Source organism: Lysobacter sp. TAB13, from assembly GCF_052113885.1.
Classification (GTDB): domain Bacteria; phylum Pseudomonadota; class Gammaproteobacteria; order Xanthomonadales; family Xanthomonadaceae; genus Lysobacter; species Lysobacter gummosus.
Genome location: NZ_JBFRDR010000004.1, coordinates 270,522 through 291,826, shown reverse-complemented (window position 1 = coordinate 291,826; position 21,305 = coordinate 270,522). Strand labels below are relative to the sequence as shown.

Annotated in this window: 23 protein-coding genes and 1 tRNA gene; 5 read left to right on the top strand and 19 right to left on the bottom strand. The window is 66.6% G+C overall.

Going from position 1 to position 21,305, the window contains the following annotated elements:
- Window positions 1-17: 17 nt before the first annotated feature.
- The 3 genes from AB4Y92_RS07395 to AB4Y92_RS07385 form a co-directional block, all read right to left on the bottom strand.
- Window positions 18-536 (bottom strand): M23 family metallopeptidase, encoded by a 519-nt coding sequence (locus AB4Y92_RS07395; RefSeq protein ID WP_441819026.1) that lies wholly within the window; start codon window positions 534-536, stop codon window positions 18-20.
- A gap of 243 nt (window positions 537-779) precedes the next feature.
- On the bottom strand, window positions 780-1,019 hold the full coding sequence (locus AB4Y92_RS07390) for a hypothetical protein (RefSeq protein WP_441819025.1): 240 nt from the start codon (window positions 1,017-1,019) through the stop codon (window positions 780-782).
- Between the two features lie 206 nt (window positions 1,020-1,225).
- On the bottom strand, window positions 1,226-2,224 hold the full coding sequence (locus AB4Y92_RS07385; RefSeq protein WP_441819024.1) for a glycoside hydrolase family 6 protein: 999 nt from the start codon (window positions 2,222-2,224) through the stop codon (window positions 1,226-1,228).
- A 480-nt stretch (window positions 2,225-2,704) separates the two neighbouring features.
- Between AB4Y92_RS07385 and AB4Y92_RS07380 the strand changes: the two genes are divergently transcribed.
- From AB4Y92_RS07380 to AB4Y92_RS07370, 3 genes are read left to right on the top strand one after another with little or no spacing between them, the layout of a single operon-like run.
- The gene (locus tag AB4Y92_RS07380) at window positions 2,705-3,415 is read left to right on the top strand and encodes a response regulator transcription factor (RefSeq protein ID WP_441819023.1); all 711 of its coding nucleotides are present in this window, start codon (window positions 2,705-2,707) and stop codon (window positions 3,413-3,415) included.
- Window positions 3,416-3,421: 6 nt separating this feature from the next.
- Complete coding sequence (locus tag AB4Y92_RS07375; RefSeq protein ID WP_441819022.1) at window positions 3,422-4,810, top strand: sensor histidine kinase N-terminal domain-containing protein; 1,389 nt, start codon at window positions 3,422-3,424, stop codon at window positions 4,808-4,810.
- Window positions 4,807-5,937, top strand: a complete 1,131-nt coding sequence (locus tag AB4Y92_RS07370; protein WP_441819021.1) for an ABC transporter substrate-binding protein — start codon at window positions 4,807-4,809, stop codon at window positions 5,935-5,937. The genes AB4Y92_RS07375 and AB4Y92_RS07370 overlap by 4 nt, the downstream gene beginning before the upstream one ends.
- An 8-nt stretch (window positions 5,938-5,945) precedes the next feature.
- Here AB4Y92_RS07370 and AB4Y92_RS07365 read toward each other — a convergent pair whose 3' ends face one another.
- Together AB4Y92_RS07365 and chrA are read right to left on the bottom strand one after the other, a co-directional pair.
- A complete protein-coding gene (locus tag AB4Y92_RS07365; protein WP_441819020.1) occupies window positions 5,946-6,368 on the bottom strand; it encodes a hypothetical protein in 423 nt (140 codons plus the stop codon).
- Between the two features lie 133 nt (window positions 6,369-6,501).
- A complete protein-coding gene (chrA, locus tag AB4Y92_RS07360) occupies window positions 6,502-7,725 on the bottom strand; it encodes a chromate efflux transporter (RefSeq protein ID WP_441819019.1) in 1,224 nt (407 codons plus the stop codon).
- 628 nt (window positions 7,726-8,353) lie between these two features.
- Between chrA and AB4Y92_RS07355 the strand changes: the two genes are divergently transcribed.
- Both AB4Y92_RS07355 and AB4Y92_RS07350 read left to right on the top strand, forming a co-directional pair.
- Window positions 8,354-9,961: a hypothetical protein gene (locus AB4Y92_RS07355; RefSeq protein WP_441819018.1), complete on the top strand. Its 1,608-nt coding sequence runs from the start codon at window positions 8,354-8,356 to the stop codon at window positions 9,959-9,961.
- A gap of 65 nt (window positions 9,962-10,026) precedes the next feature.
- Complete coding sequence (locus AB4Y92_RS07350; RefSeq protein WP_441819017.1) at window positions 10,027-10,404, top strand: hypothetical protein; 378 nt, start codon at window positions 10,027-10,029, stop codon at window positions 10,402-10,404.
- A gap of 129 nt (window positions 10,405-10,533) precedes the next feature.
- On the opposite strand, the gene AB4Y92_RS07345 is transcribed toward AB4Y92_RS07350, so the two are convergent.
- The 14 genes from AB4Y92_RS07345 to AB4Y92_RS07280 all read right to left on the bottom strand — a co-directional run bounded on the left by AB4Y92_RS07345 (window position 10,534) and on the right by AB4Y92_RS07280 (window position 21,271).
- Entirely contained in the window at window positions 10,534-10,794 is a 261-nt protein-coding gene (locus tag AB4Y92_RS07345; protein WP_441819069.1) for an ogr/Delta-like zinc finger family protein, read from the bottom strand.
- A 431-nt stretch (window positions 10,795-11,225) separates the two neighbouring features.
- A tRNA-Lys gene (locus tag AB4Y92_RS07340) sits at window positions 11,226-11,301 on the bottom strand.
- 113 nt (window positions 11,302-11,414) lie between these two features.
- Entirely contained in the window at window positions 11,415-12,113 is a 699-nt protein-coding gene (gene queC, locus AB4Y92_RS07335; protein WP_441819016.1) for a 7-cyano-7-deazaguanine synthase QueC, read from the bottom strand.
- A gap of 293 nt (window positions 12,114-12,406) precedes the next feature.
- Window positions 12,407-13,084, bottom strand: coding sequence for a 7-carboxy-7-deazaguanine synthase QueE (gene queE, locus AB4Y92_RS07330; protein WP_441819015.1), 678 nt, complete (start codon window positions 13,082-13,084; stop codon window positions 12,407-12,409).
- A gap of 8 nt (window positions 13,085-13,092) precedes the next feature.
- Entirely contained in the window at window positions 13,093-13,896 is an 804-nt protein-coding gene (gene ybgF / locus AB4Y92_RS07325) for a tol-pal system protein YbgF (RefSeq protein WP_441819014.1), read from the bottom strand.
- Between the two features lie 46 nt (window positions 13,897-13,942).
- Entirely contained in the window at window positions 13,943-14,464 is a 522-nt protein-coding gene (gene pal / locus AB4Y92_RS07320; protein ID WP_441819013.1) for a peptidoglycan-associated lipoprotein Pal, read from the bottom strand.
- Between the two features lie 94 nt (window positions 14,465-14,558).
- Window positions 14,559-15,878, bottom strand: coding sequence for a Tol-Pal system beta propeller repeat protein TolB (gene tolB, locus AB4Y92_RS07315; RefSeq protein WP_441819012.1), 1,320 nt, complete (start codon window positions 15,876-15,878; stop codon window positions 14,559-14,561).
- A gap of 214 nt (window positions 15,879-16,092) precedes the next feature.
- Window positions 16,093-16,578 (bottom strand): hypothetical protein, encoded by a 486-nt coding sequence (locus AB4Y92_RS07310; protein WP_441819011.1) that lies wholly within the window; start codon window positions 16,576-16,578, stop codon window positions 16,093-16,095.
- Window positions 16,578-17,531, bottom strand: a complete 954-nt coding sequence (locus AB4Y92_RS07305) for a cell envelope integrity protein TolA (RefSeq protein ID WP_441819010.1) — start codon at window positions 17,529-17,531, stop codon at window positions 16,578-16,580. Before AB4Y92_RS07305 ends, AB4Y92_RS07310 begins: the two co-directional genes overlap by 1 nt.
- Complete coding sequence (gene tolR, locus AB4Y92_RS07300; RefSeq protein ID WP_057944045.1) at window positions 17,528-17,980, bottom strand: protein TolR; 453 nt, start codon at window positions 17,978-17,980, stop codon at window positions 17,528-17,530. Before tolR ends, AB4Y92_RS07305 begins: the two co-directional genes overlap by 4 nt.
- Before the next feature lie 93 nt (window positions 17,981-18,073).
- A complete protein-coding gene (gene tolQ, locus AB4Y92_RS07295) occupies window positions 18,074-18,856 on the bottom strand; it encodes a protein TolQ (protein WP_441819009.1) in 783 nt (260 codons plus the stop codon).
- A 169-nt stretch (window positions 18,857-19,025) separates the two neighbouring features.
- Window positions 19,026-19,481: a tol-pal system-associated acyl-CoA thioesterase gene (gene ybgC / locus AB4Y92_RS07290; RefSeq protein ID WP_441819008.1), complete on the bottom strand. Its 456-nt coding sequence runs from the start codon at window positions 19,479-19,481 to the stop codon at window positions 19,026-19,028.
- A 40-nt stretch (window positions 19,482-19,521) separates the two neighbouring features.
- Window positions 19,522-20,559, bottom strand: coding sequence for a Holliday junction branch migration DNA helicase RuvB (ruvB, locus tag AB4Y92_RS07285; protein WP_441819007.1), 1,038 nt, complete (start codon window positions 20,557-20,559; stop codon window positions 19,522-19,524).
- Window positions 20,560-20,821: 262 nt separating this feature from the next.
- The gene (locus AB4Y92_RS07280) at window positions 20,822-21,271 is read right to left on the bottom strand and encodes a cupin domain-containing protein (protein ID WP_441819006.1); all 450 of its coding nucleotides are present in this window, start codon (window positions 21,269-21,271) and stop codon (window positions 20,822-20,824) included.
- Between the last annotated feature and the right edge of the window lie 34 nt (window positions 21,272-21,305).

Below are 21,305 nucleotides of genomic sequence, written 5' to 3'. Positions count from 1 at the left end.
GCTCGCCGACGCGCCGCTCAGGGACAGGAGTTGGCGCTCTTGTAGTCGGTGTACTTGTCGCGGCCGTCGAAGTAATGGATCTGCGTGCCGTTGAACTTGATCTTCTGCAAGGCGCCGTTGAGCAACTGCTCATGGTGCAGATGCGCGCCGAACGAGGTGCCGGTGTTGCCGACCGCGCCGATGCCCTGGCCCAGGGCGACGTTGTCGCCAACCTTGACCGAATACGAATTCAGATGCGCGTACAGCGTGCTCCAGCCGCCGCCGTGATCGATCACCACGTACTTGCCGTAACTGGTGTTGCCCATATTGCGCACCTTGCTGACCCGGCCCTTGGCCGCGGCCACGACCTTGTCGCCCGCGCCGTTGTTGCGGCTCAGGTCCACCGCCAGCTTCGGGCTGTGGTTTTCGCGGGTATTGCCGTGCCAGACCTGCTTGCATGGAAACGGCATCTGGAATTTCGGCGCGGCGGCGAACGCGGACGGCAATGCGAGCGCGGCGCTCAATGCGACGGCGAGACGAACGTAAAAACCCGGCATGCGAACTTCCTCGAAAGAACATGGGATGGACGGCGGCGCCTGCGCGCCGCCGCGAATAAACCGCTGCGGAGCGGTCTCCATCCACGAGTGGAGACCGCACCGCAACGCTCCGCCAATCGCACGTCCGCCGAAGGAGAGCGCGGTCGGTCGGGCCCGAGGGGGCATAGGGCCCGTGAGTGCGTGGCGGAGAAACCACAGCGCGCCGGCACGAAGGTCGCAACCTTGCGCCGTCGCGCGAAACCATCAGCGCGCGTTGGCGTTGCGAGTCGGCGGCGCTGCGACGGCCGCGCGAGTGATCGCCGCTTCGCTTAGCGATGGTGCGACCGCCGGCTGGCCGCCGTCCGACAGCGCCTGCACCTGCGCCAGAAACGCCGCGCGATCGGCCGACAGCGCCACGCTGGTGACGAACGCCGCATACAGCGCCAGCATCCAGACAAAGCGCAGCCGGCGCCGCGCGGCGCGGCGATGCGGTAACGAAGACATACGACCACTCCAGAACAAGACACCGACCGTACCGGCGACAGCGAATGCCCGAATCCGAGCGCAAGCGTCCCCGGCCGCCGCGACCGGCGCGGCGGATCGAATCGAAACAGAACACGGCCGCGCGATAGCACGCCGCGACAGCGCCGGGCCGCGAGTCGTCCGCGGCCCGGCCCGGACGCTATGCGATCAGCACAGCGCCGGCCGCATCAGCGCCCGTCGATCAGGCGCGTGGCGATATCCGGCGAGAACGTCCCGGCCGGCGTGTTCGGCGCGATGCCGCAGGGGCCGTCGGAATCGCCCGGCACCTTCACCCACAACAACATCTCCGCGCCGCTGGTGGCGGTGCGCGAGACCACGCCGAGCTTGCGTCCGGCCGGATTGCACCACTCGCCGTTGGAGCCGTTGCCGTTGCGGCTGGTATCGACCACGAACGGTTTCTCGTAGCCGAACTGGCTCTTCAACTGCGCCTTGACCGAAGCGCCGTAGGCGTTGGAATCGGCGGTGGTCTTGTAGTTGGACACATTCAGGGCGAAGCCGCGGATCTCGCCGACGCCGGCCGAGTTCAGACGCCGCGCCATTTCGTCCGCGGCGATCCAGCCGGCGTTGCCGCCGTCGTGATAGACCGTCGCATTGGGCGCGCGCATCTTGAACTCGCGCGCGGCATAGCTCAGCAAGCCGAGCCGCTCGGTCTGCTTGAGCTCGCTCAGGCAGTCTTTCAACTGAGCCAGGGCGTCGGGCTCGATCACCACCACGGCGCGGCTGTTGCCGATGCCGGAGGCGAAGCTGGAAATCCAGGTGCGATAAGCCTCGGCGCTGCCGGCGCCGCCTTCGGAATGGCTGCCGCAATCGCGGCTGGTGATGTTGTACGCGACCAGGATCGGCAGCTTGTCGGCGGCGCGTGCGGCCTCGACGAAACGCGACACGGCGCTGCCGATGTTGCCGCTCCAGTTGCCGAACCAGCGCGCCATCGGTTTGGTCGCGATCGAAGTCTTGATCTTGCTCGCGCGCGAGTCGGAGGCATGATCGCGCACCCACACCGCCGGATTGGAATCGGGATCGACGTAGAAACCGCTGTTCTGGTTCGCCGCCGCCGCGCTGCCGCTGCCGAACACGGCGGCCACGGCCAGCAGCAAGGCCGCCGGGGCGAGGCGATTGCGCGAATGATTCCGGGCCTTCGATGCCACGGCCTTGTTTGTTTGACGCATGTCTCCTCCTGCAAGTGACGCGTTGACGGTAGTGGTGGGCGGCGATGCGTTCGTTTCGCGCGATACCTAGTTTTTGTTGCTACAGCCATCAGCTGTACTTTGTTCGCAAGCGCCTGCGCCCGGCAAAATGACCGCACCGCCGGCGCCGCACTTTTAAATTCCTCACACTTTCGAATATTGGTCGCGGCAATCATCGACAGTGAAAATTCGCCGTGTTAGTCGTGGACGCATGCTCCCTTCCCCGGAGCATGCGTCCATCAACTATCGGCCGGCCCGAACCACAACGATCAAGCGCAACCGAACACTCCCTCCAGAGCACGCGTTCAGTCTAAGCAGATAGGCTGTCGCCGACCTGTCGCAGTTGCGGCAACGACTCAGGCCGCAGCGCATCAGGCGCGAGACCGGCCTGTCGAATCCCCTATCACTTCGCTGCGCCGTTCGCGCAAGGCGCACGGCTATGCAGGTTATCCAGGAGTTTCAATGCGTATTTTCTTGATCGAAGACAATCTCGACCTGGCCCAGGCGGTGGTGCAACATCTGCGCCGCACCGGCAACGCCGTCGATCACGAATCCGACGGCCTCAACGCCTGCCGTTTTCTCGAACACGAACGCTACGATCTGATCCTGCTCGACATCGGCCTGCCGCGCATGGACGGCCTGAGCCTGCTCGCCGAACTGCGCCGCCGCGGCGACGCCACGCCGGTACTGATGCTGACCGAGCGCTCCGACATCGAAGACCGGATCAGCGCGCTCGATGTCGGCGCCGACGACTACATCGGCAAGCCCTTCGACTTCCGCGAACTCAGCGCCCGCTGCCGCGCCCTCACCCGCCGCCGCCAGGCGCAGACTTCGAGCCTGGTGCGCATCGGCCCGCTGGTGATGGACAACGCCGCGCGCCGGGTGAAGTTCGAAGACCGCACCATCGACCTTCCCAATCGCGAATACAGCCTGCTGGAAATCCTGGTAGGGCGGCTGGGTCAGGTGGTCAGCAAGAGCGAGATCACCAATCGCTTGTTCGCGCTCAGCGAAGAGGCCGGCTCGAACACAGTCGAGCTGTACATCGCGCGGTTGCGCAAGAAACTGCCGCAGCAGTTCCTGCGCATCGTCACCGTGCGCGGCTCGGGTTATCTGGCCGAGACCATCCGCGGCGAACCGATTCTGGCCGCGTCGGCCGGCGCCGCCCACGACTGAGCGCGCATGACCGAGCCCGAACACGCGCGCCCATCGATCCGGCGCACCCTGCTGCTGTCGATCGGCCTGTTGTCGCTGGTCGGCATGCTGCTGCTGTTCTTCGGCGCCAGCCAATATGGCCGGCGCGCCGCGGATTTGTCCTACGACCGCTTGCTCAACGCCTCGGCGCTGACCATCGCCGACAGCATCACCCTGGTCGATGGACAGTGGGAGGCGAACATCCCCTGCGCCGCGCTGGAACTGCTGTCGGCGGCGCCGGACGACCGCGCGTTCTACCGGGTGTTTCTCGCCGGCGGACGCACCCTCACCGGTTACGACGACCTGCCGCGGCCGCCGTCGGTGGCGAGCGATCACGCGAGTTTCTTCGATGCGCGGTACCGCGGCGAAGCCGTGCGCTTCGCCGTGCTGCGCCGCGCCGCCAGCAGCGCCGACGGCCCGGAAGCGGCGCTGGTGCAGATCGGCCAGACCCGGCGCGCGCGCGATGAAGTCGCCAAGGACATCGTCTGGCATGTCACCGGATGGATCGCGTTGTTCACCGTGGCGATTTTGTTGCTGGCGTGGTTCGCGATCGATCGCGCGTTGCAACCGCTGGTGCGGATCGAACAGGATTTCAGCGTGCGCACGCCGTTCGACCTGCGCCCGATCACCCGCGCGGTGCCGACCGAGCTGTCGCACGTGGTGACGGCGCAGAACCACTTCATGTCGCGGCTTTCCACCAACATCGACGTGTTGCGCACTTACATCGCCGAGGCCGCGCACCAGATGCGCAATCCGCTGGCCTCGCTGCGCGCGCAGGCGCAGTTGTCGCTGCATCAGAACAATCCGCAGCAGTGGCGGCAGGGGCTGTACGCGATCGAGCGCCACTCCGGCAAGCTCAGTCGCCTGCTCAATCAGTTGCTCAGCCACGCCAACGTGACCCATCGCGCCGAGCTGCACAACTTCAAGCCCTTGAACCTGGAAACCATCGCCCGCCAGGCCTTGCACGAATCGGTGCCGCTGGCCGAACCGCGGCCGCGGGTGAGTTTCGAATGCGAGGCCGGCGACACTGCTCTGCACGGCGATGCGCTGATGCTGCGCGAGGCGATCAAGAACCTGATCGACAACGCGATCAAGCACGGTGCCGGCGCCGAGTCGCCGGTGCAGGTGCTGCTGGAACAGGACGACTGCGGCCTCGCGCTAAGCGTCAGCGACGCCGGCCCCGGCATGAGCGCGGAGGATTGCGAGCGCGCGTTCGAACGCTTCGGCCGCGGCGAAAACGCTTCGGCGCAGGGCGCGGGATTGGGACTGGCGATCGTCAAGCGCGTGGTCGAAAGCCACGGCGGCCGCGTCGTGCTGGCGCCGTCGCGGCTCGGCGGCCTGAGCGTGCGTCTGCATCTGCCCAAGGACGCGGCATGAAACTGCTGCGACTGATCGCGACGATGGCGCTGTTCCTGATCGCTTCGGTCGGTGCGGTGTATCTAGCGCCGGCGCAGGCGCGGCCGAAGCAGAACGAGCGCATCGCCGTGTTCGAATCGTCCATCGCCCGGCAAGGGCGGCTGGTCTTGCACGGATCGGCCAACGTCGGCCTGATGCGCGCGTTGATCCTCGACTATCAGCGCATCCATCCCGGCGTCGAGGTGCGCTACTCGCATCTGGACACGCAGGATATCTATCAGCGCAGCGCGCGTTCGGCGGCGGCGCAGGAGCGCCCCGACCTGCTGCTGAGCGCCAGCACCGACCTGCAGATCAAACTCGTCAACGACGGCTACAGCCAGCCATACCGCTCACCGCAGAATCAGGCCTTGCCCGCGGCCGCGCGTTGGCGCGATGAGGTCTTCGCCTACGGTTACGAACCGGTAGTGATGGTCTACAACACCGCCCGCCTGGATGCGCAGCGCGCGCCACAGACCCGCAGCCAGTTGCAAAAGCTGCTGCGCGAACCCGCGCACCCGCTACGTGGCCGCATCGCCTTGCAGGACCCGCGCGACAGCGCCGTGGCGTATTTCATCGCCACACAGGAAGCCAAACTGCTCGGCAACGATGCCGGCCCCATGCTGACCGCGCTCGGCGAAAATCAGGCGCGCTTGTTCAAGCGCATGGACAACTTGCTCGATCAGCTCTCGTCCGGCGAAATGGTGGTTGCCTACGGCGTCTTCGGCTCGTACGCGTTGCAGCGCATCGAGCGCGGCGCGCCGCTGCGGATCGTGCTGCCGCGCGATCATCTGCTGTTGGTCGCGCGCACCGCGCTGATCCTGCGCGACGCGCCCAATCCGGCCGAAGCGCAGCGTTTTCTCGACCATCTGCTGTCGGCGCGCGGACAGGCGATCCTCGCCCGCGAAGCCAAGCTGATTCCGGCCCGCACCGACCTGCCCGCGTCGGCGCGCATCTACCCGGACCTGGACCCGAACAGCACGACCCTGCGGCGCACGCCGCTGGGCCTGGGCTTCCTGGTCTACCTGGACGAAGTGAAGCGGCGGCGCTTTCTGCAGCAATGGCGCAATTACCTGGCGCCCGACAGCGCCGCCACGGTGGCGGCGCGCTGAGTCGCCGCTTACGCCAACGGCACGAGCTGCAACTGCTCGAACAACTGGTTCTGCGCCTTCTTGGCGAGCGAGCGCGGCACCTTCGCTATGAACCCGCCGCCGCCCAGTCCGACATCGCCCTGGATGATGAAGCCGTTGATGCGCACGTAGCTGGTGATCGAATACTTCGTCCCCGAGCGGTCCAACTCCAGGAACATCGGCGCGGTCAGAAAGCCGCTGCCTTTCTGATAGGTGCGCTTATCGCCCTGGTTGTGCTTGAGCACGTAACCGTTGCCAGCGGCCCAGGCATCGACGATGGCGTACACGTCCTGCTGCGATTCGAACTCCACATGATCGCGCTGATTGCTGCCGTTCTTTGCCATCAACGCCATGACGTTAAGAAAAGCCAACCCGCACAAAGCGCCGAACAGCGCCAAACCGACGATTCCCATCAAACCCGCTCCTTTTAAGTGTTTGCGATGATCCAGCGCATGGCCGCAGCGTTTCCGGCGGCGACCAGCGGGCCGGCATCATAACAGCCGCGCCGCGTGCGCTATTTGCCGCTGGTGTTGGCCTGCGGCGCGGTCATGGCCATCCGACCAGCTTCACCGCTATGGACGCCGATACGCACCACAGCACGACCCACAGCGCGGAGGCTCTGACGGCCGCCAACAACACGAAGCCGATCACCGCGATGGCAACATCCGCCAGGCCGCGCACGCCTTCGGTCAGGACTGGATCGTAGAACGCCGCAACCAGCAATCCAACGACAGCGGCGTTGACGCCGGCCATCGCGTTGGCGGCCCAGGGCCGCTGCGCCAGGCGCCCCCAGACCGGCAGCACCGCCAGCAACAACAAGAAGCCGGGGATGAACACCGCCAGCAACGCAACGGCGGCACCCACCAGAGGCGAAGAATTCAACGGCACCTCGGCACCGAGAAACGCAGCCAGGGAGAACATCGGCCCGGGCATCGCCTGCGCAGCGCCGTAACCGGAAAGGAAACTGTCCGCCTCCAACCAACCGCTCTTCACCACCGATTCCTGCAACAGCGGCAACACGACATGACCGCCCCCGAACACCAACGCGCCTGCCCGGTAGAACGCGGCGGCCAGTCCTGCGATCGTGGGCTCATTCGCAGACGGCCACATCAGCGCGCCGCATAGGCCGAACAGGAAAACGCTTAGAAACACTATTCCGCCGCGACGGCCGTAACGGATGGGAAAGGCAGCGACGGCACCTGCGGTCACACGCCTGCATACCAAGATCCCGAGCATTCCTCCGAGCGCAATCGCGATGAGCTGCATCCAGGCGCTGCCGGTCGGCACGATCAGCGCCGCCGCACCGGCTGCGATCAGGGCACGCGTCGCATCCGGCGCCAGTTGCCGCACCATGCCCAACAGACCGTGCGCGACCACGACCACGGCAACCAACTTCAGACCGTGCACCGTCACCGCGCCAAGACCATGCCCGAGCCGCGGCGCCAGCGCGGTGAAGCCGATCATCAACAGCGCCGATGGCAGCGTGAACGCGACGAAGGCCGCAAACGCGCCGAGCCAGCCGCCACGGAACAACCCAATCGCAAAACCCATCTGGCTACTGGCCGGTCCCGGCAGAAACTGACACACCGACAACAACTGCGCGAAGCGGGCATCGTCCAGCCAACCCCGCCGCGTCACGAATTCCTGGCGAAAGTAAGCCAGATGAGCGATCGGGCCGCCGAACGACGTCAGGCCCAGACGCAGAAACACCCGGAACACTTCGCTCGCCGAGCCCGGACTTAGCGCGTCTTTGGGGGCTATATCGGACAACGGCGGCTCACTGTGAAAGTGAAGACAGGCGCCATGCTACCAACACGCCTGCGTCAGTTAGAGGCCGGGAATCCGCAGAGGGCTTGTGGGTTCGCATACCCATCACTGGGGCAATCGACAAGTTCGCTCCATAGACTTGATCGCGCCGGATCGAACTCCAACGCTGCCGTGCCGGCTAACGGATAAGACCGGCGGTACTAGCGCCCTTACCGCGCCAGAAGCCTGAGCGATCGCGCACGCAGAATAAGAAAAGGCACCTAGGGCGTTGGCCCCAAGTGCATCTTTTATTTGGTGGAGCGTGAGCAACCGGGATCCAACTCTCTTGATTACCCACGGTTATCCAGAGGTATTCCAAATCAAGACGCCTAGCCGGTGTAGCCCAGCCCTCTCGCCGCTGCCAGACCAAGCTGAGTCGCGACGTTGCCCGGCGGCCGCGCAAGCACGGCGCAGGATTATTTGCGACGCATCGGCGTGATCGCAGTCACGGCGAAAAACGCCATGTCGCGGCAGCGGCCGGGCTCGAAGCCGCGGCCGCGCAGGCGTCGCCGCGGCGCTAGGGTCGTTCCTAGCTTGCGGGCGCCCGAGCCCCCATTAAGGTTTAGCGCAAACCCCACTCGCACCCGCGCCCATGACCGACCCCACCCGTCCCGTCGCGCCTCCGCCGATCTTTCCGCTGCCCACCGATTCCAGCTACGACACTGCGGTGCTGGCCGAAGCCAACCGCATCGTCTCGGCCCACCAGTACTGCGGCCGTACCGATGTGGAAGGCATGGCCTACGCGGTCGCCGACTACACGCGCCAGCATCCCGAGCAGGGCCAGCAACTGCAGGACGCGATCGGCTCGCGCCTGCTGCCGATGGATCAGATCGCCCTGACTAATGCGGTGCAGACCGTGCAGCGCCTGGATCAGGCCAAGCCGATCGGCACCCAGCACGGCGTCGCCGTCGACATCGCCCCCGGCGACAGCGAGCGCAGCGTGCTCGACAAGGGCTACCGGCAGATGGCCGTCGACGCCGGGTTGTCACCGCAGGCCGCCGACGAGTTCGCGCGCCGCGCGCCGGCGCTGGACGACGGCAAGCTGCACGCGCCGTCCGGCGATCCGCAGCAACAGGGCGCGGCAATCGATTTGTCGGCCGCGCGCGACGGCAAAATCGAACTAGCGCCGACCTCGGCGCAGTCGGGCCTGCTCAAGCTGCTAGCCGCGCAAGACCGCTCCAGCCTGGATCCGAACGCGCCGACCGGCGCCGCCGCCGGCATTCCGTTCATGGCCGACGGCAGCCGCGCCGGCGCGCCCGGCAACGGCGCGGTGACGCCCGAGGTGGCGGCCGAACTGCTGCGCAATATTTCCGAAGGCAAGCCGCCGTTCCGCCCCGACCTCGGCAAAGTCGGCCCGGTGTCGTGGTTCGTCACCGAAGGCAATCCGCACGTCGGCGTCGGCAACGACAAGGGCGTGGTGGTGCCGGTGGAAGTCGCCAACACCAGCGGCAAGCCGCCGCTGCAGTTCGGCGAGCGCGAACTGCTGGAGATCTACGACCGCAAGCACGCCGCTGCCTACGCCGAGGTCGAGCAGCAGGTGCGCGCGAAGGCCCAAAAGGGCCCCGACGAGCCCCTGTCCAAGCGCAACCAGAACACCATCGAACGCAGCGCCAGCAAGATGGCCGAGCGACAGATGTGGACCGAGGTCGGCGAAGCCGTGGCCAAGTCCGAAAGCGGCGTCGGCAAGGTCAGCCTGCAAGACAGCGTGTTCTCGCGCTCGGCCAACGGCGAGTTCACCCTGACCAGCCGCGCCGAGAACGTACGCATCCAGGGCGGCGCGAAGGGCCTGCTCGATGTGATCAAGAACAACGGCGTGAAGGCCGATCCGGACGTGCTCAAGTCGGCCAACGAACTGGCCGCGCGCGAAGGCTGGGCCGGCAAGGTCGAAGGCGCGTTCCGGGTCGGTGGACGGGTGCTGATCGTGGTGGGCCTGGTCGCCGACGGGTACCGGATCTACACCGCCGAGGACAAGGTCAAGACCGTGGTCGAAGTGGCCGGCGGCTGGGCCGGCGCGGCCGCCGCCGGCGGCGCGTTCGCTTCCGTCGCCGCCCCGGTCAACGCCACCGGCCCGTGGGGCTGGGCCGCGTACGGCGTCGGCACGCTCGCCTCCGGCGCGATCGGCTACATGGCCGGCTCGGAAATCACCAAGACCGTCTATGAGCTGGTGGTGGAAGGCAAACCGATCGAGATCGGCGGCTGACGACGCGGCCTGACAGCGGCCCGACCCCGATCCGATACCGACCCTATTCCGGCAAGATGCAGGCCATGAACGCAGAACATCGATCCCACATCCTGCTGCGCGGCCCGGTCGGGCGCTGGCAATCGGCGCTGGGCACCGCCGCCGGCCTGACCGGCGACCGCATCGAATTCCACGACGGCGGCCACGGCGTGCTGCACAGTTGGTCGCCGGCGTTCGGACAGGAAGCGCTGCCGTTCGAATGGCGAATGCAGGCGCCGGGGCATTTGCTGGTGCGCCAGATCTATGACGACGGCGACGACGAAGTCGAAGCCTGGACTGAACTGGAGCTGGAGTTCCGCGAACGCGCCAGCGACCTCGGCGCGCAGATGGTGCTGGCGGAAAAAGACGCCGAAGGCTTCTGGCTAATGCTCGATCCATTGGCCTGGGTCGGCCCGCCGCAGTGACGCGGCGGCACGCGGCTCAGAAATCGCAGGCTTCCCAGACCGGCGCGGTGCCGTCGGTGGAGCGATCCTAGAAGCCCGCATTGAGGGTGTTCTGCGCCCAGGCGTTGGCCTGGACGATCTGCGCCAGGCTCAGGCCGGCAGCGACCGCGGCCAGCGCTTCGTCGGAATAGCGGCTGGATGTCGCGCTGCATCCGCGCTAGGTGGCGGCGTGGCAAGACCATGTTGCACAGTGAAATGGGGAAGGACCCGGTCTCTAGGCGCTTCAATGCCTGCGATCCACGAAAAGCTACAACTGGGATTCCGGCATTGGAGTGTCGCCTCTCGATATATTCGAGTTATGGATTTGCTTGATTGAACAGTTGCGAGCCCAGCACAGTGTGGACACGCCATCTTGCGTGGAATCGAAAATCCACAAACAGCACTACTGGACTCATGCGACCCATGCTGCTGGAAGCTAGCAACGTCACGTAGTGGAAGGCTGCGTCTAAGGCTCTCTTGCAAGCGCCTGCTTTCTGCTCGCAAAACTCAATCTACGAATTCGCTCTTGGCACCAAAGCGGCTTCGCGCAGAACGCATGCGAGATGCAAGGACAGGGAATTCAATCGACTGCCGCCGTCCGTCTTACAAGCCCTGAAGAGACTCTCGCATGTTGGCGATCGCTCCCCAGCGCTGTTGGCTGTATTGCCAGTACCGCTCGAATTCAAGCAATTGAAGGGAGATGAAACGGTGCAGTAGACGCGCGAAGCACGCTAATTTTCCCGGCAATTTTCCCGGAGCAAGAAAAAAGGTACTTAGGAGCGATCCTAAGCGCCTGTTTTATTTGGTGGGTCGTGAAGGATTCGAACCTTCGACCAAAAGATTAAAAGTCTTCTGCTCTACCGACTGAGCTAACGACCCGAAGTGGTGCGATTCGGTCCCGGCGCTGCGCCGGGTCGAGCATTCTAACAAAGCTTGCGCCGCCGAGTCAGGCCCCCCGGCAATTCGCGTTCAGTGGCGCGGCGCGGGCGGGGTCAGACGTAGTGCGTGGGGTCGGCGGCACCGGCGGCGTTGAAGCCTTCGGCGCGCAGGCGGCAGGCGTCGCAGTGGCCGCAGGCGCGGCCGGCGTCGTCGGCCTGGTAGCACGAGACGGTCTGGCTGAAATCCACCCCCAGGCGCAGGCCTTCACGGACGATGTCGGCCTTGCTCATGAACTGCAGTGGGGCCTGGACGCGCAGTCCAGCGCCTTCCACGCCGGCCTTGGTCGCCAGGTTGGCCAGGCGCTCGAAGGCTTCCACGAATTCGGGGCGGCAGTCGGGGTAGCCGGAGTAGTCCACGGCGTTGACGCCGCAGAAGATGTCGTTGGCGCCGAGCACTTCGGCCCAGCCCAGGGCGATGGACAGCATGATGGTGTTGCGCGCCGGGACGTAGGTGACGGGGATGTCGTCCTTGGCCGCGGCGGTGCCGATGGCGTGGCCGTCGTTGTCCAGCGGGACCGAGATGGTCTCATCGGTCAGGGCCGAGCCGCCGATGCTGCGCAGGTCCACGCTGACGGTCTTGTGCGCGACCGCGCCCAGGGACACGGCGAGGCGCGCGGCGGCGTCGAGTTCGGAGGTGTGGCGTTGGCCGTAGCGCACGCTCAGGGCGTGCACGGCGAAGCCTTGCTCGCGCGCGATAGCGATGACGACGGCGGAGTCCATGCCTCCGGAGACTAGAACGACGGCGTTTTTCATGGGGCGGGCTCTGGATCGGGAATCGGGAATCGGGAATCGGGAATCGGGAATCGGGAATCGGGAATCGGGAAAGGCTAAACGAAGCTGCGGGTGCCTTTGCTCGTTATTGCGGCGAATGCGGACTTACTGCGGCATGGCGCTGAAGTCACTGGATTCCCGCCTTCGCGGGAATGACGAGCAAAAAAGCCGGCAAATCGGAACATTGCAGCGCATTGCAACGCAACGCGTCGGGACGGGCCAGGTTCGCTTCAATGCACCCCGAATCCCAAATCCCGAATCTCCAATCCCCGCCCTTACCTTCCCGGCTCGTCGTTCCAAAGAATCTTGTGCAACTGCAGCTGGAACCGCACCGGCAGGCGATCGGCGACGATCCAGTCGGCCAGGTCGCTGGGTTTGATCTGGGTGAAGCTCGGCGAGAACAGGACGTCGCAGATCGCGGTCAGGCCGTGCTCGGCGACGATGGCCTTCGACCACTCGTAGTCTTCGCGGCTGCAGATCACGAACTTGATCTGGTCGTGCGCGGTCAGCAGCGGCAGGTTGCTCCACAGGTTGCGGTGGGCTTCCCTGGAATCGGGGGTCTTGATGTCCAGCACCCGCGAGACGCGCGTATCGACCGGGCCGATGTCGATCGCGCCGGAGGTCTCCAGCGAAACCTCATAGCCGGCGTCGCACAGCTTCTGCAGCAACTGGATGCAACGCTTCTGCGCCAGCGGCTCGCCACCGGTCACGCAGACGTGGCGGGCGCCGTGCTTGGCGACCTCGGCCAGGATCGCGTCGAAATCCCACCATTCGCCGCCGTGGAAGGCGTAGGCGGTGTCGCAGTACTGGCAGCGCAGCGGGCAGCCGGTCAGGCGCACGAACACGGTCGGCCAGCCGATTGTGTTGGATTCGCCCTGCAGCGACAGGAAGATTTCGGTCAGCCGCAGGCGCTCGGACGGCGCCTCGGCCGTCTGGGTGACAACGGCGTTCATGGGAAACCTTAGTTGCGCAGCCGGCTCAGCTGGATCGCGTTGAGGCGATCGGAGGCTGTGCGGGCCGCGTCGGTGCCGGGATAGCGGGTCGCGACGTCGGCGAGCGTGCGCTCGGCGGCATCGACCTGTTTCAGGCCGAACTGGGCCAGGCCGACCTTGAGCAGGGCGCCGGCGGCCTTGTCGTGGGTCGGATAGCGATCGAGCAGGGCCTGGAACTGCTCCTGCGCGAGCTGGTAATTCTGCGTGACGTAATAGCTTTCGCCGAGCCAGTACAAAGCATTCGGCGCATAGGTGCCGCCCGGGTGCGCGGCCAGAAATTCCTGGAACAGCCGAGCCGATTCGACGTACTGCCCGGCCTTCAGAGCGCCGAAGGCGGTGTCGTAGGCGGCGCGTTCGTCGCCGCTCTGGGCGATCAGACCCGCATCGCCGTGCACGGTCGGCGGGGTGTCCTTCACCGCCGCGGGCGGCGGTGTCGGAGCGGACGCCTGCGGCGGACCGGCGGCGGGCGCCGCGGGTGCGCCGGCACCGCCTTCGAGACGGTTGAGGCGGTTGTCGGTGTCCAGGTACTGGGCTTTGCTGCTGTCCTGCAACTGCTTGTTCTGCTGCTGCAGTTCTTCGATCTGCGAGCGCAGGGCCTGCATTTCGGTCCGCAGCTGGGTGACCTGGTTGAGCAGGTCGAGATTGGCCTGATTGTCCGAAGCGCGCTGCTCGAGCACCGCGACGCGGTCGGCCAGGCTGGCGCGCTGGGCAAAAGCGGGCGTGGGGGSCGTCGAGGCCGCCACGATCGCCAAGGCTAGTGCGAATTTACGCATCGCTGATAAGCCTTCGTTGTATAGCGTGGATGTTTACGACCGCGGCTTACTTGGCGGTGTAGACGATCTCGACGCGACGGTTCTTGGCCCAGCAGTCTTCGTTGGACTCGGTGCAGACCGGGCGCTCTTCGCCGTAGGAGGTCACGGTGATCTGGCTGCCCGAGGCGTTGTTGGCCTGGATCGCCGAGGACACGGCCTTGCCGCGGCGCTCGCCGAGGCCGAAGTTGTACTCGCGGCTGCCGCGCTCGTCGGCGTTGCCTTCCAGGGTCATGCGCGAGGACGGACGGTCGCGCAGGTACTTGGCGTGGCAGCCGACGATGGCCTGGAATTCCGGCTTCAGCGAATCCTGGTCGAGGTCGAAGTAGACCACGCGCTGACGCAGGCAGGCGTCGGTGTCGAGGTCGTTCGGGCCGTAGGCGCCGGAGGCGACCGGACCGGTATCGCCACCGGGCTGGGTGGTGGTCGGGCCGGTGGAGTCGGTCGGCGGAACTTCCTTGACCTTCTTCGAGCAGGCGACGGCCGCGGTGCAGAGCACGGCGGCGAGCAAAATGCGGGCAGCGTTGTTCATGGGGTATTCCTCGTCAGTTTATAGCGTGGGGCAGGAGTCGTTCGGGGGTCAGCAGGCGAGCTGGCGCGATCTGCGCATGGGGTCGGCCGGCGCTTCAGCGCGGCAGCCGGTAAGGTCCCCAGGCCGGTTCGCGCACGTCGCCGTCCGCGAGCACCAGGCGCTGGCGCACCCGGGCATCGGCGGAAACGGCATACAGCACGCCACGGCGTCCTTCGCGCGCAGCATAAATGATCATGGAGGCATTCGGGGCAAAGCTCGGCGACTCGTCGAGCGAACCGGGCGACAAAGTGCTCCAGCGCGGCGAGCCGAGGCTGGAATCCATCATCGCGATGCGGTAGGTGCTGCCGGCGCCCTGCGCGGTGACGATCTTCTTGCCGTCGTAGGACACGTCGGCGCTGGCGTTGTAGCTGCCCTGGAAGGTCACCCGGGTGGCGCCGCCGCCGCTGGAGGCGACCACGTAGATCTGCGGCTTGCCACCCCGGTCGGAGGTGAAATAGATCTTGCTGCCGTCGGCCGACCAGGTCGGCTCGGTGTCGATGGCGAAGTGGTTGGTCAGCTGGGTCAGCGCCTTGCTGCCCAAGTCCATCACGTAGATCTCCGGGTTGCCGCTGCGCGACAGGGTCAGGGCCAGGCGGCGGCCGTCGGGCGAGAACGCCGGGGCGCCGTTGATGCCGCGGAACTTGGCGATCAGCTCGCGGCTGCCGGTGCCGATGTTCTGGATGTAGATCGAGGAATTGCCGCCCTCGAAGCTCACATAGGCCAGCTTGTTGCCGTCCGGGCTCCACGACGGGGACACCAGCGGCTCGGGCGAGCGCACCACGGTCTGCGGGTTGTAGCCGTCGGAGTCGGCGACCATCAGCGCGAAGTTGCTGCCGCGGCCCAGGCCGGTGGCGGTCACGTAGGCGATGCGGGTGAAGAACGCGCCGCGCACGCCGGTGATCTTCTCGTACACCGCGTCGGCGATCTGGTGGGCGACATCGCGCATCGCGTTGGAGCGCGCGGTCAGGGCGAAGCCCAGCAGGCGCTGCTGCTTGGCCACGTCGAACAGTTCGTACTCGACCCGGTAGCTGCCGGCGCCGGCATCGGCGACGCGGCCGACGACGATGTAGTCCTGGTTGAGCGCGCGCCAATCCGGATAGCTGATCTCGCTGCCCTTGGTCGGCTTGGCGGTCATCTGCTCGACCGGCAGGCCGCGGAACTGGCCGGAACGGTTGAGGTCGTTGCGCACCACTTCGGCGATGTCGGTGGGCGGAGCGGCGCCGCCGCCCTGGTAGGGCATCGGCACGACCGCGATCGGCGTGGCCGAGGCGTTGCCGCCGACGATGTCGATCTCCAACCCTTGCTGCTGGGCCGCGGCGGCGAGGGGAAGCAGGAGAGCCAGCAGTGAAGCCAGCCAGCGCAGGGATCGTTTCATCGGCACTCCGTGGGGTTCAACGGGGGTTTGTTCAGGTTCGGCATTGTTAACGCTGTTGAGTGAACGTGGGCTCAAAACCTGGGGTCAATTTGCATTTCCGGCAGCCTGCGCCGGCCCAACGGTCGTCAACGGCGCGGATTGGCTGGGATCGGAGGCGAAAATTCGCGATCATCCGGACCGCTTCGGCACAACGCCGTTCGGCGGCCAGAGCGTCTCAGCGCTCCCGCAGACGTCTCCACCAGCGTTTGACCTTGCCGTCTTCCGCCTCGTCGGGCTCCTGCGCGCGCAGATTCAGCCGCAGCTGGCGCTTGAACACTTGTTCGTAGCCCTCGTACGGCAGCGGCTGGGCCGCCCGCACCGCCGCCAGCAGCGAGCTGCGGCCGGCCTCGTCGAGGTCGCAGGGGGCGACCGTCTGCACGGCCAGCACCTGCCCGCCCGGCGCCTGGCGCAGGTCGAGGGTGCAGGTGCTGTCGGCGGCGACGCTGGACGGCGGATGCCAGTGCCGCAGGATGTTTTCGCGCAGCAGCTCGTAATAACGCAACTGGTTTTGCGGCAGGCAGCGCTCGGGCTGCGAGCAGTCCGCGCCCATCGGCTCGGGGCGGCGCGCGGCGGCCGGCGGCGCGAACGCGGCGACGGCCATCGCCGCCACGGCGCCAAGCAAGGCCAGGCGCGAACCGCGCGCGACGGCGAAGGCGGCCATCAGCGGTCCTCGGCCTTGAAGTTGAGGTTGAGGTTGCGCGAGAACACTTTCTCGAAGCCGGCGTACGGCAGCGGCTGGGCCTTGAGCACCGCGGCCTCGATCGAACGCCGGCCTTGTTCGTCGTAGCCGCAGGGCTCGACCACTTCCACCGAAATCACGTTGCCGCCGGGCAACTGGCGGATGTTGAGCCGGCAGCCGGCGCCGATCGGCACGGTGTCCGGACGCGTCCACTTCTGCACGATCGCCGATTGCAGCGCGGCGGCGTAGCGCGCGGCCAGACCGGTGTCCACGCCTTCGTTGCCGGCCGGCTGTGACGGCGACGGCGTCGCCGCGTTCTGGCTGGCGTTGGCGGCGCGCGCGTCGGCGAGCTGCTGCAGCTTCTGCTCGGCCAGATTGGTCTGCTTCTGCAGCTTGGCGCGTTCGGCGCGGATCTTTTCGAGTTCCTTGAGCTTTTCCTGCTGCTCGGCGGCCAGACGCTGCTGTTGCTGCGCTTCTTCCTGGCGTTTTTGCTCGGTCAGATCGACCTGCTCCTGGCGCGCCTTGGCTTCCTGCACCTTCTGCTCTTCGGCGCGGTTGGGCGTGGGCGTGTCCACCACCTGTTCCTGGCTGGTGTCGTCGGGCACCGGGATGAAATCCTGCGGCGCCTGCTGCTGCGGCGCGGGCGCGTCCTGCGGCTTGGGCTCGGGGATCGGTTGCGGCAAGGGCGCGGCCTCTTCCGGCTCGGGCGTGGGCAGCGTTTCCACCGGCTTGGGGCGATTGCGCAAGGTGCGCTGCATCGCCGCCGACAGGTCGCTGATGTCGGTGAGTTCGGAGGAAATCGGCGAGCCCGCGGCGGCCACCTGCTCGCTTTGCCAATTCCAGAGCATGCTCAGGAAAATGGCCACGATCAGCAGGCCGTGCAGCAGCACGACCACGATCGCGGCTTGCACGGTGTCGGCGCGGGTTTCCCTCATTGCGCCCGGCTCCGCTGCTCGGGCTGGCTCATCAGGCCGACTTTTTCCACGCCGGCGTCCTGCAGCACCTTCATCGCGTCGAAGACTTTCTGGTAATTGGCCGTGCCTTCGGCGGCGATGAACACCTGCAGCTTGTCCTTGCCGTTCTGCTTGACCAGGGCGCCGATCTTGGTCGCCAGGGTGTCGCGGCTGACGGCTTCGTTGTTGCCGGCCTTCAGCGCCAGGAAGTAGTGGCCGTCCTTATCGACGCTGACCACGATCGGGTCGTTCTTGGCGTCGATGGACTTCACGTTGGACTTGGGCAGCTCGACGTCTACGCCCAGGCTGAGCAAGGGCGCGGTGACCATGAAGATGATCAGCAGCACCAACATCACGTCGATGTAAGGCACGACGTTGATCTCGGCCTTGAGCTTGCGTTTGCGCGGGCGGCGGATAGCGGTGCCGGACATGGCGGATTCCTCGTCGGTTGCGCTCGATTTACGGCGAGCGCAGCGGTCGCGCTGAGCGCGGGCTGGGCGGAGTGGCGATCGGCGCGGGCCGCATCACTCGTCCAGGTGCGACTGCCGCTGCAGGATCGAGGAGAACTCTTCCGAGAACGCGTCGTACCGCACCGCCAGGCGCTCCACGCTGGTGGCGAAACGGTTGTAGGCCCACACCGCCGGGATCGCCACGAACAGGCCCATCGCGGTCGCCAGCAGCGCCTCGGAGATGCCCGGCGCGACGTCGGCGATGCCGACCTGCTTGGTGGTGGACACCAGCGAATGCATGGTCACCATGATGCCGAACACGGTGCCGACCAGGCCGATGTAGGGCGAGGTCGAGCCGATGTTGGCCAGCAGTTCCAGGTTGTGTTCAAGGCCGTCGAGCTCGCGCGAACCGGTCGCGCGCATCGCCCGCTGGGCGCCTTCGAGCTGGGCGCGGGCATCCACGCCGCGACGCTGGCGGATGCGGTTGAACTCGCGGAAACCGGCTTCGAAGATCGCCTCCAGGCCGCCGACCGAGCGCGCGCGCTCGGTGGTGCCGGCGTAGAGCTTGGACAGCTCCGCGCCCGACCAGAAGCGTTCTTCGAAATGGTCGGCCTCGGACCGGGCGCGGCGGATCACCTTCCACTTGCGGAAGATGATGAACCACGAGGTGATCGAGGCGATCACCAGCAGGGCCATGATGAGCTGGACCGGCAGGCTGGCCTTGATCACCAGATCCCACAGATTGAAGCCGGCGGTGGCCGTGGCGGCCGCCGCGGCGCCTTGCGTCACGGCCTGGGCGGCTTCCTCCGGCAGGGCTTGCACAGTCGTGGCCAGAAGCGCGATCAGCGATGACGTCATGCTTGGTTCTCCGTAGCCCGATACGCGGGCCTGTGATGGGGCAGCGCGGTCCGTGGGGAGTCAACGAGCCGCGGGGTGTGGAGGGGTTGAAACGGTAATTTGATGCGGAAGTTTTTACAGCGAAGTTCGTGAAGCGCGGTGCAAGGCGCCGGGCGGGCCGCCGATGCGCTCAGCCGCCGTCGCCGGGCGCTTCCTGCGCCTGCAGTTGCGCCAGCAGCCCGGCCGGGATCGCGCACGGACGCCAATGCTCGGCGTCCACCGCGGCGACCCGGACCTCGGCGCTGATCAGCGTTTCCGCGCCGCGCCGCACGGTCTGCGCGAAGATCAGGCTGGCGCGGCGGCAGCGCCGCAGTTCCACCGTGACCTCCAGCGCATCGTCCAGCCGCGCCGGCTTGAGGAAGCCGATCTGCATGCCGGCGACCACGAACAGCAGCCCGTGATCGCGGCGCAAACCGTCCTGGCCGTAACCCAGCGCACGCACCCATTCGCTGCGCGCGCGCTCCAGAAACGCCAGATATTGGGCGTGATACACCACGCCGCCAGCATCGGTATCTTCCCAATACACGCGTGTCGGCCAACTGAATAGCTGGGATTCGGGCGTCGGGGACGGGAAATCAGACGTCAAGAGCGGGCTCCCAGGACAATCGCTTGCATCGCAGTCGCGCTCACAGCTCCGGTTCCGGGTCGAACAGGCTGGGCGTGTCCACGCGCGGCTTCAGGCCCATCAGGCGATAGGCCTTGGGCGTGGCCATGCGGCCGCGCGCGGTGCGGATCAGATAGCCCTGCTGGATCAGGAACGGCTCGATCACGTCTTCGAGCGTGCCGCGCTCCTCGCTCAGCGCCGCGGCCAGCGATTCCACCCCGACCGGGCCGCCGTCGAAGGACTCGATGATGGTGCGCAGCAAGCGCCGGTCGAGATCGTCGAAGCCTTCCGGATCGATTTTGAGCATGAGCATGGCCGCATCGGCGGTGGCGTGGTCGATGACCCCGCCGGCGCGGACCTGGGCGTAGTCGCGCACGCGCCGCAGCAGGCGGTTGGCGATGCGCGGGGTGCCGCGCGAACGCCGGGCGATCTCGGCCGCGCCCTCGGGCACGCAGGAAATCCCCAGGATCTGCGCCGAGCGGCGCACGATCCGGGTCAGCTCCTCGGCGTTGTAGAACTCCAGGCGCTGGGTGATGCCGAAGCGGTCGCGCAGCGGCGCGGTCAGCAGGCCGGCGCGGGTGGTCGCGCCGATCAGCGTGAACGGCGGCAGGTCGAGCTTGATCGAACGGGCCGCGGGGCCTTCGCCGATCATGATGTCGATCTGGTAGTCCTCCATCGCCGGGTACAGCACTTCCTCGACCACGGGCGAGAGGCGATGGATTTCGTCCACGAACAGCACGTCGTGCGGCTGCAGATTGGTCAGCAGCGCGGCCAGGTCGCCGGCTTTCTCGATCACCGGGCCCGAGGTCTGGCGCAGGTTGACGCCCAGTTCGTTGGCGATGACGTGGCTCAGCGTGGTCTTGCCCAGGCCGGGCGGCCCGAAGATCAGCACGTGATCGAGCGCCTCGCCGCGCTGCTTGGCGGCCTCGATGTAGATCTTGAGCTGCTCGCGCACCGGCTGCTGGCCCAGGTACTCGTCCAGGCGCTTGGGCCGGATCGAGGCCTCGATGGCGTCGTCTTCGCGGGTGGCGCCGGGAGCGAGGATGCGTGGATCGTTCATGCGGATATGTTCGCATGGGACGGGGGGCGCGGGCAGGACTGGATGAAGGTTTGGCCGCGATTGACGCGATGACGCGGCGAATTCAGCGCGAATGAGCCCCCTTTGAAAAAGGGGGCGGGCGGCCATCGTGGTTGTGACGCCGCGATGTCGGTAGCGCGCCGGGGGATTTGCTGTTGCGCGGCTTCGTGAAAAGCGAATCCCCCCTGCCCCCCCTTTTTCAAAGGGGGGGAATCGACCTCGGGGATGCGCATAGACGGGCTGGTCAGACGAAATGCACGTCGTAGCGATCGTGCACCTGCGCCAGCGTCTGCGCATCGACCTCGCCGCGCAGGATGCTGGGCAGCATGCGGAAGTAGTCGAAGCGCTCCACGCCCGGGGTCAGGGTGATGAAGACGTCCGCGACTTCGCCGGCGGTGGCGGCGAAGGAATGCACCACGCCCGGCGGAATCACCGCATAGCCGCCCTGCTCCATCCGCACGGTGTCGCCGTCGATGACCATCTCCAGGACGCCTTCGAGCACATAGAAGGCTTCGCTGGAACGCTTGTGCAGATGCGGCCGGGCGCCGGCCGCGCCGGGTTGCAGGCGCAGGCGGTTGGCGCCGAGCGCGCCGCAGCAGTCGCTGGCGTCGGCGAGCAGCCACAGTTGGGTGCCGTCGCCGGCCATGGTTTCGGCGTCGGCCTGCTGGATGACGAACGCGCGCGGATCGGACATGGGGAAGCCTCGTGGTCGATGGAAGTCGGCACGA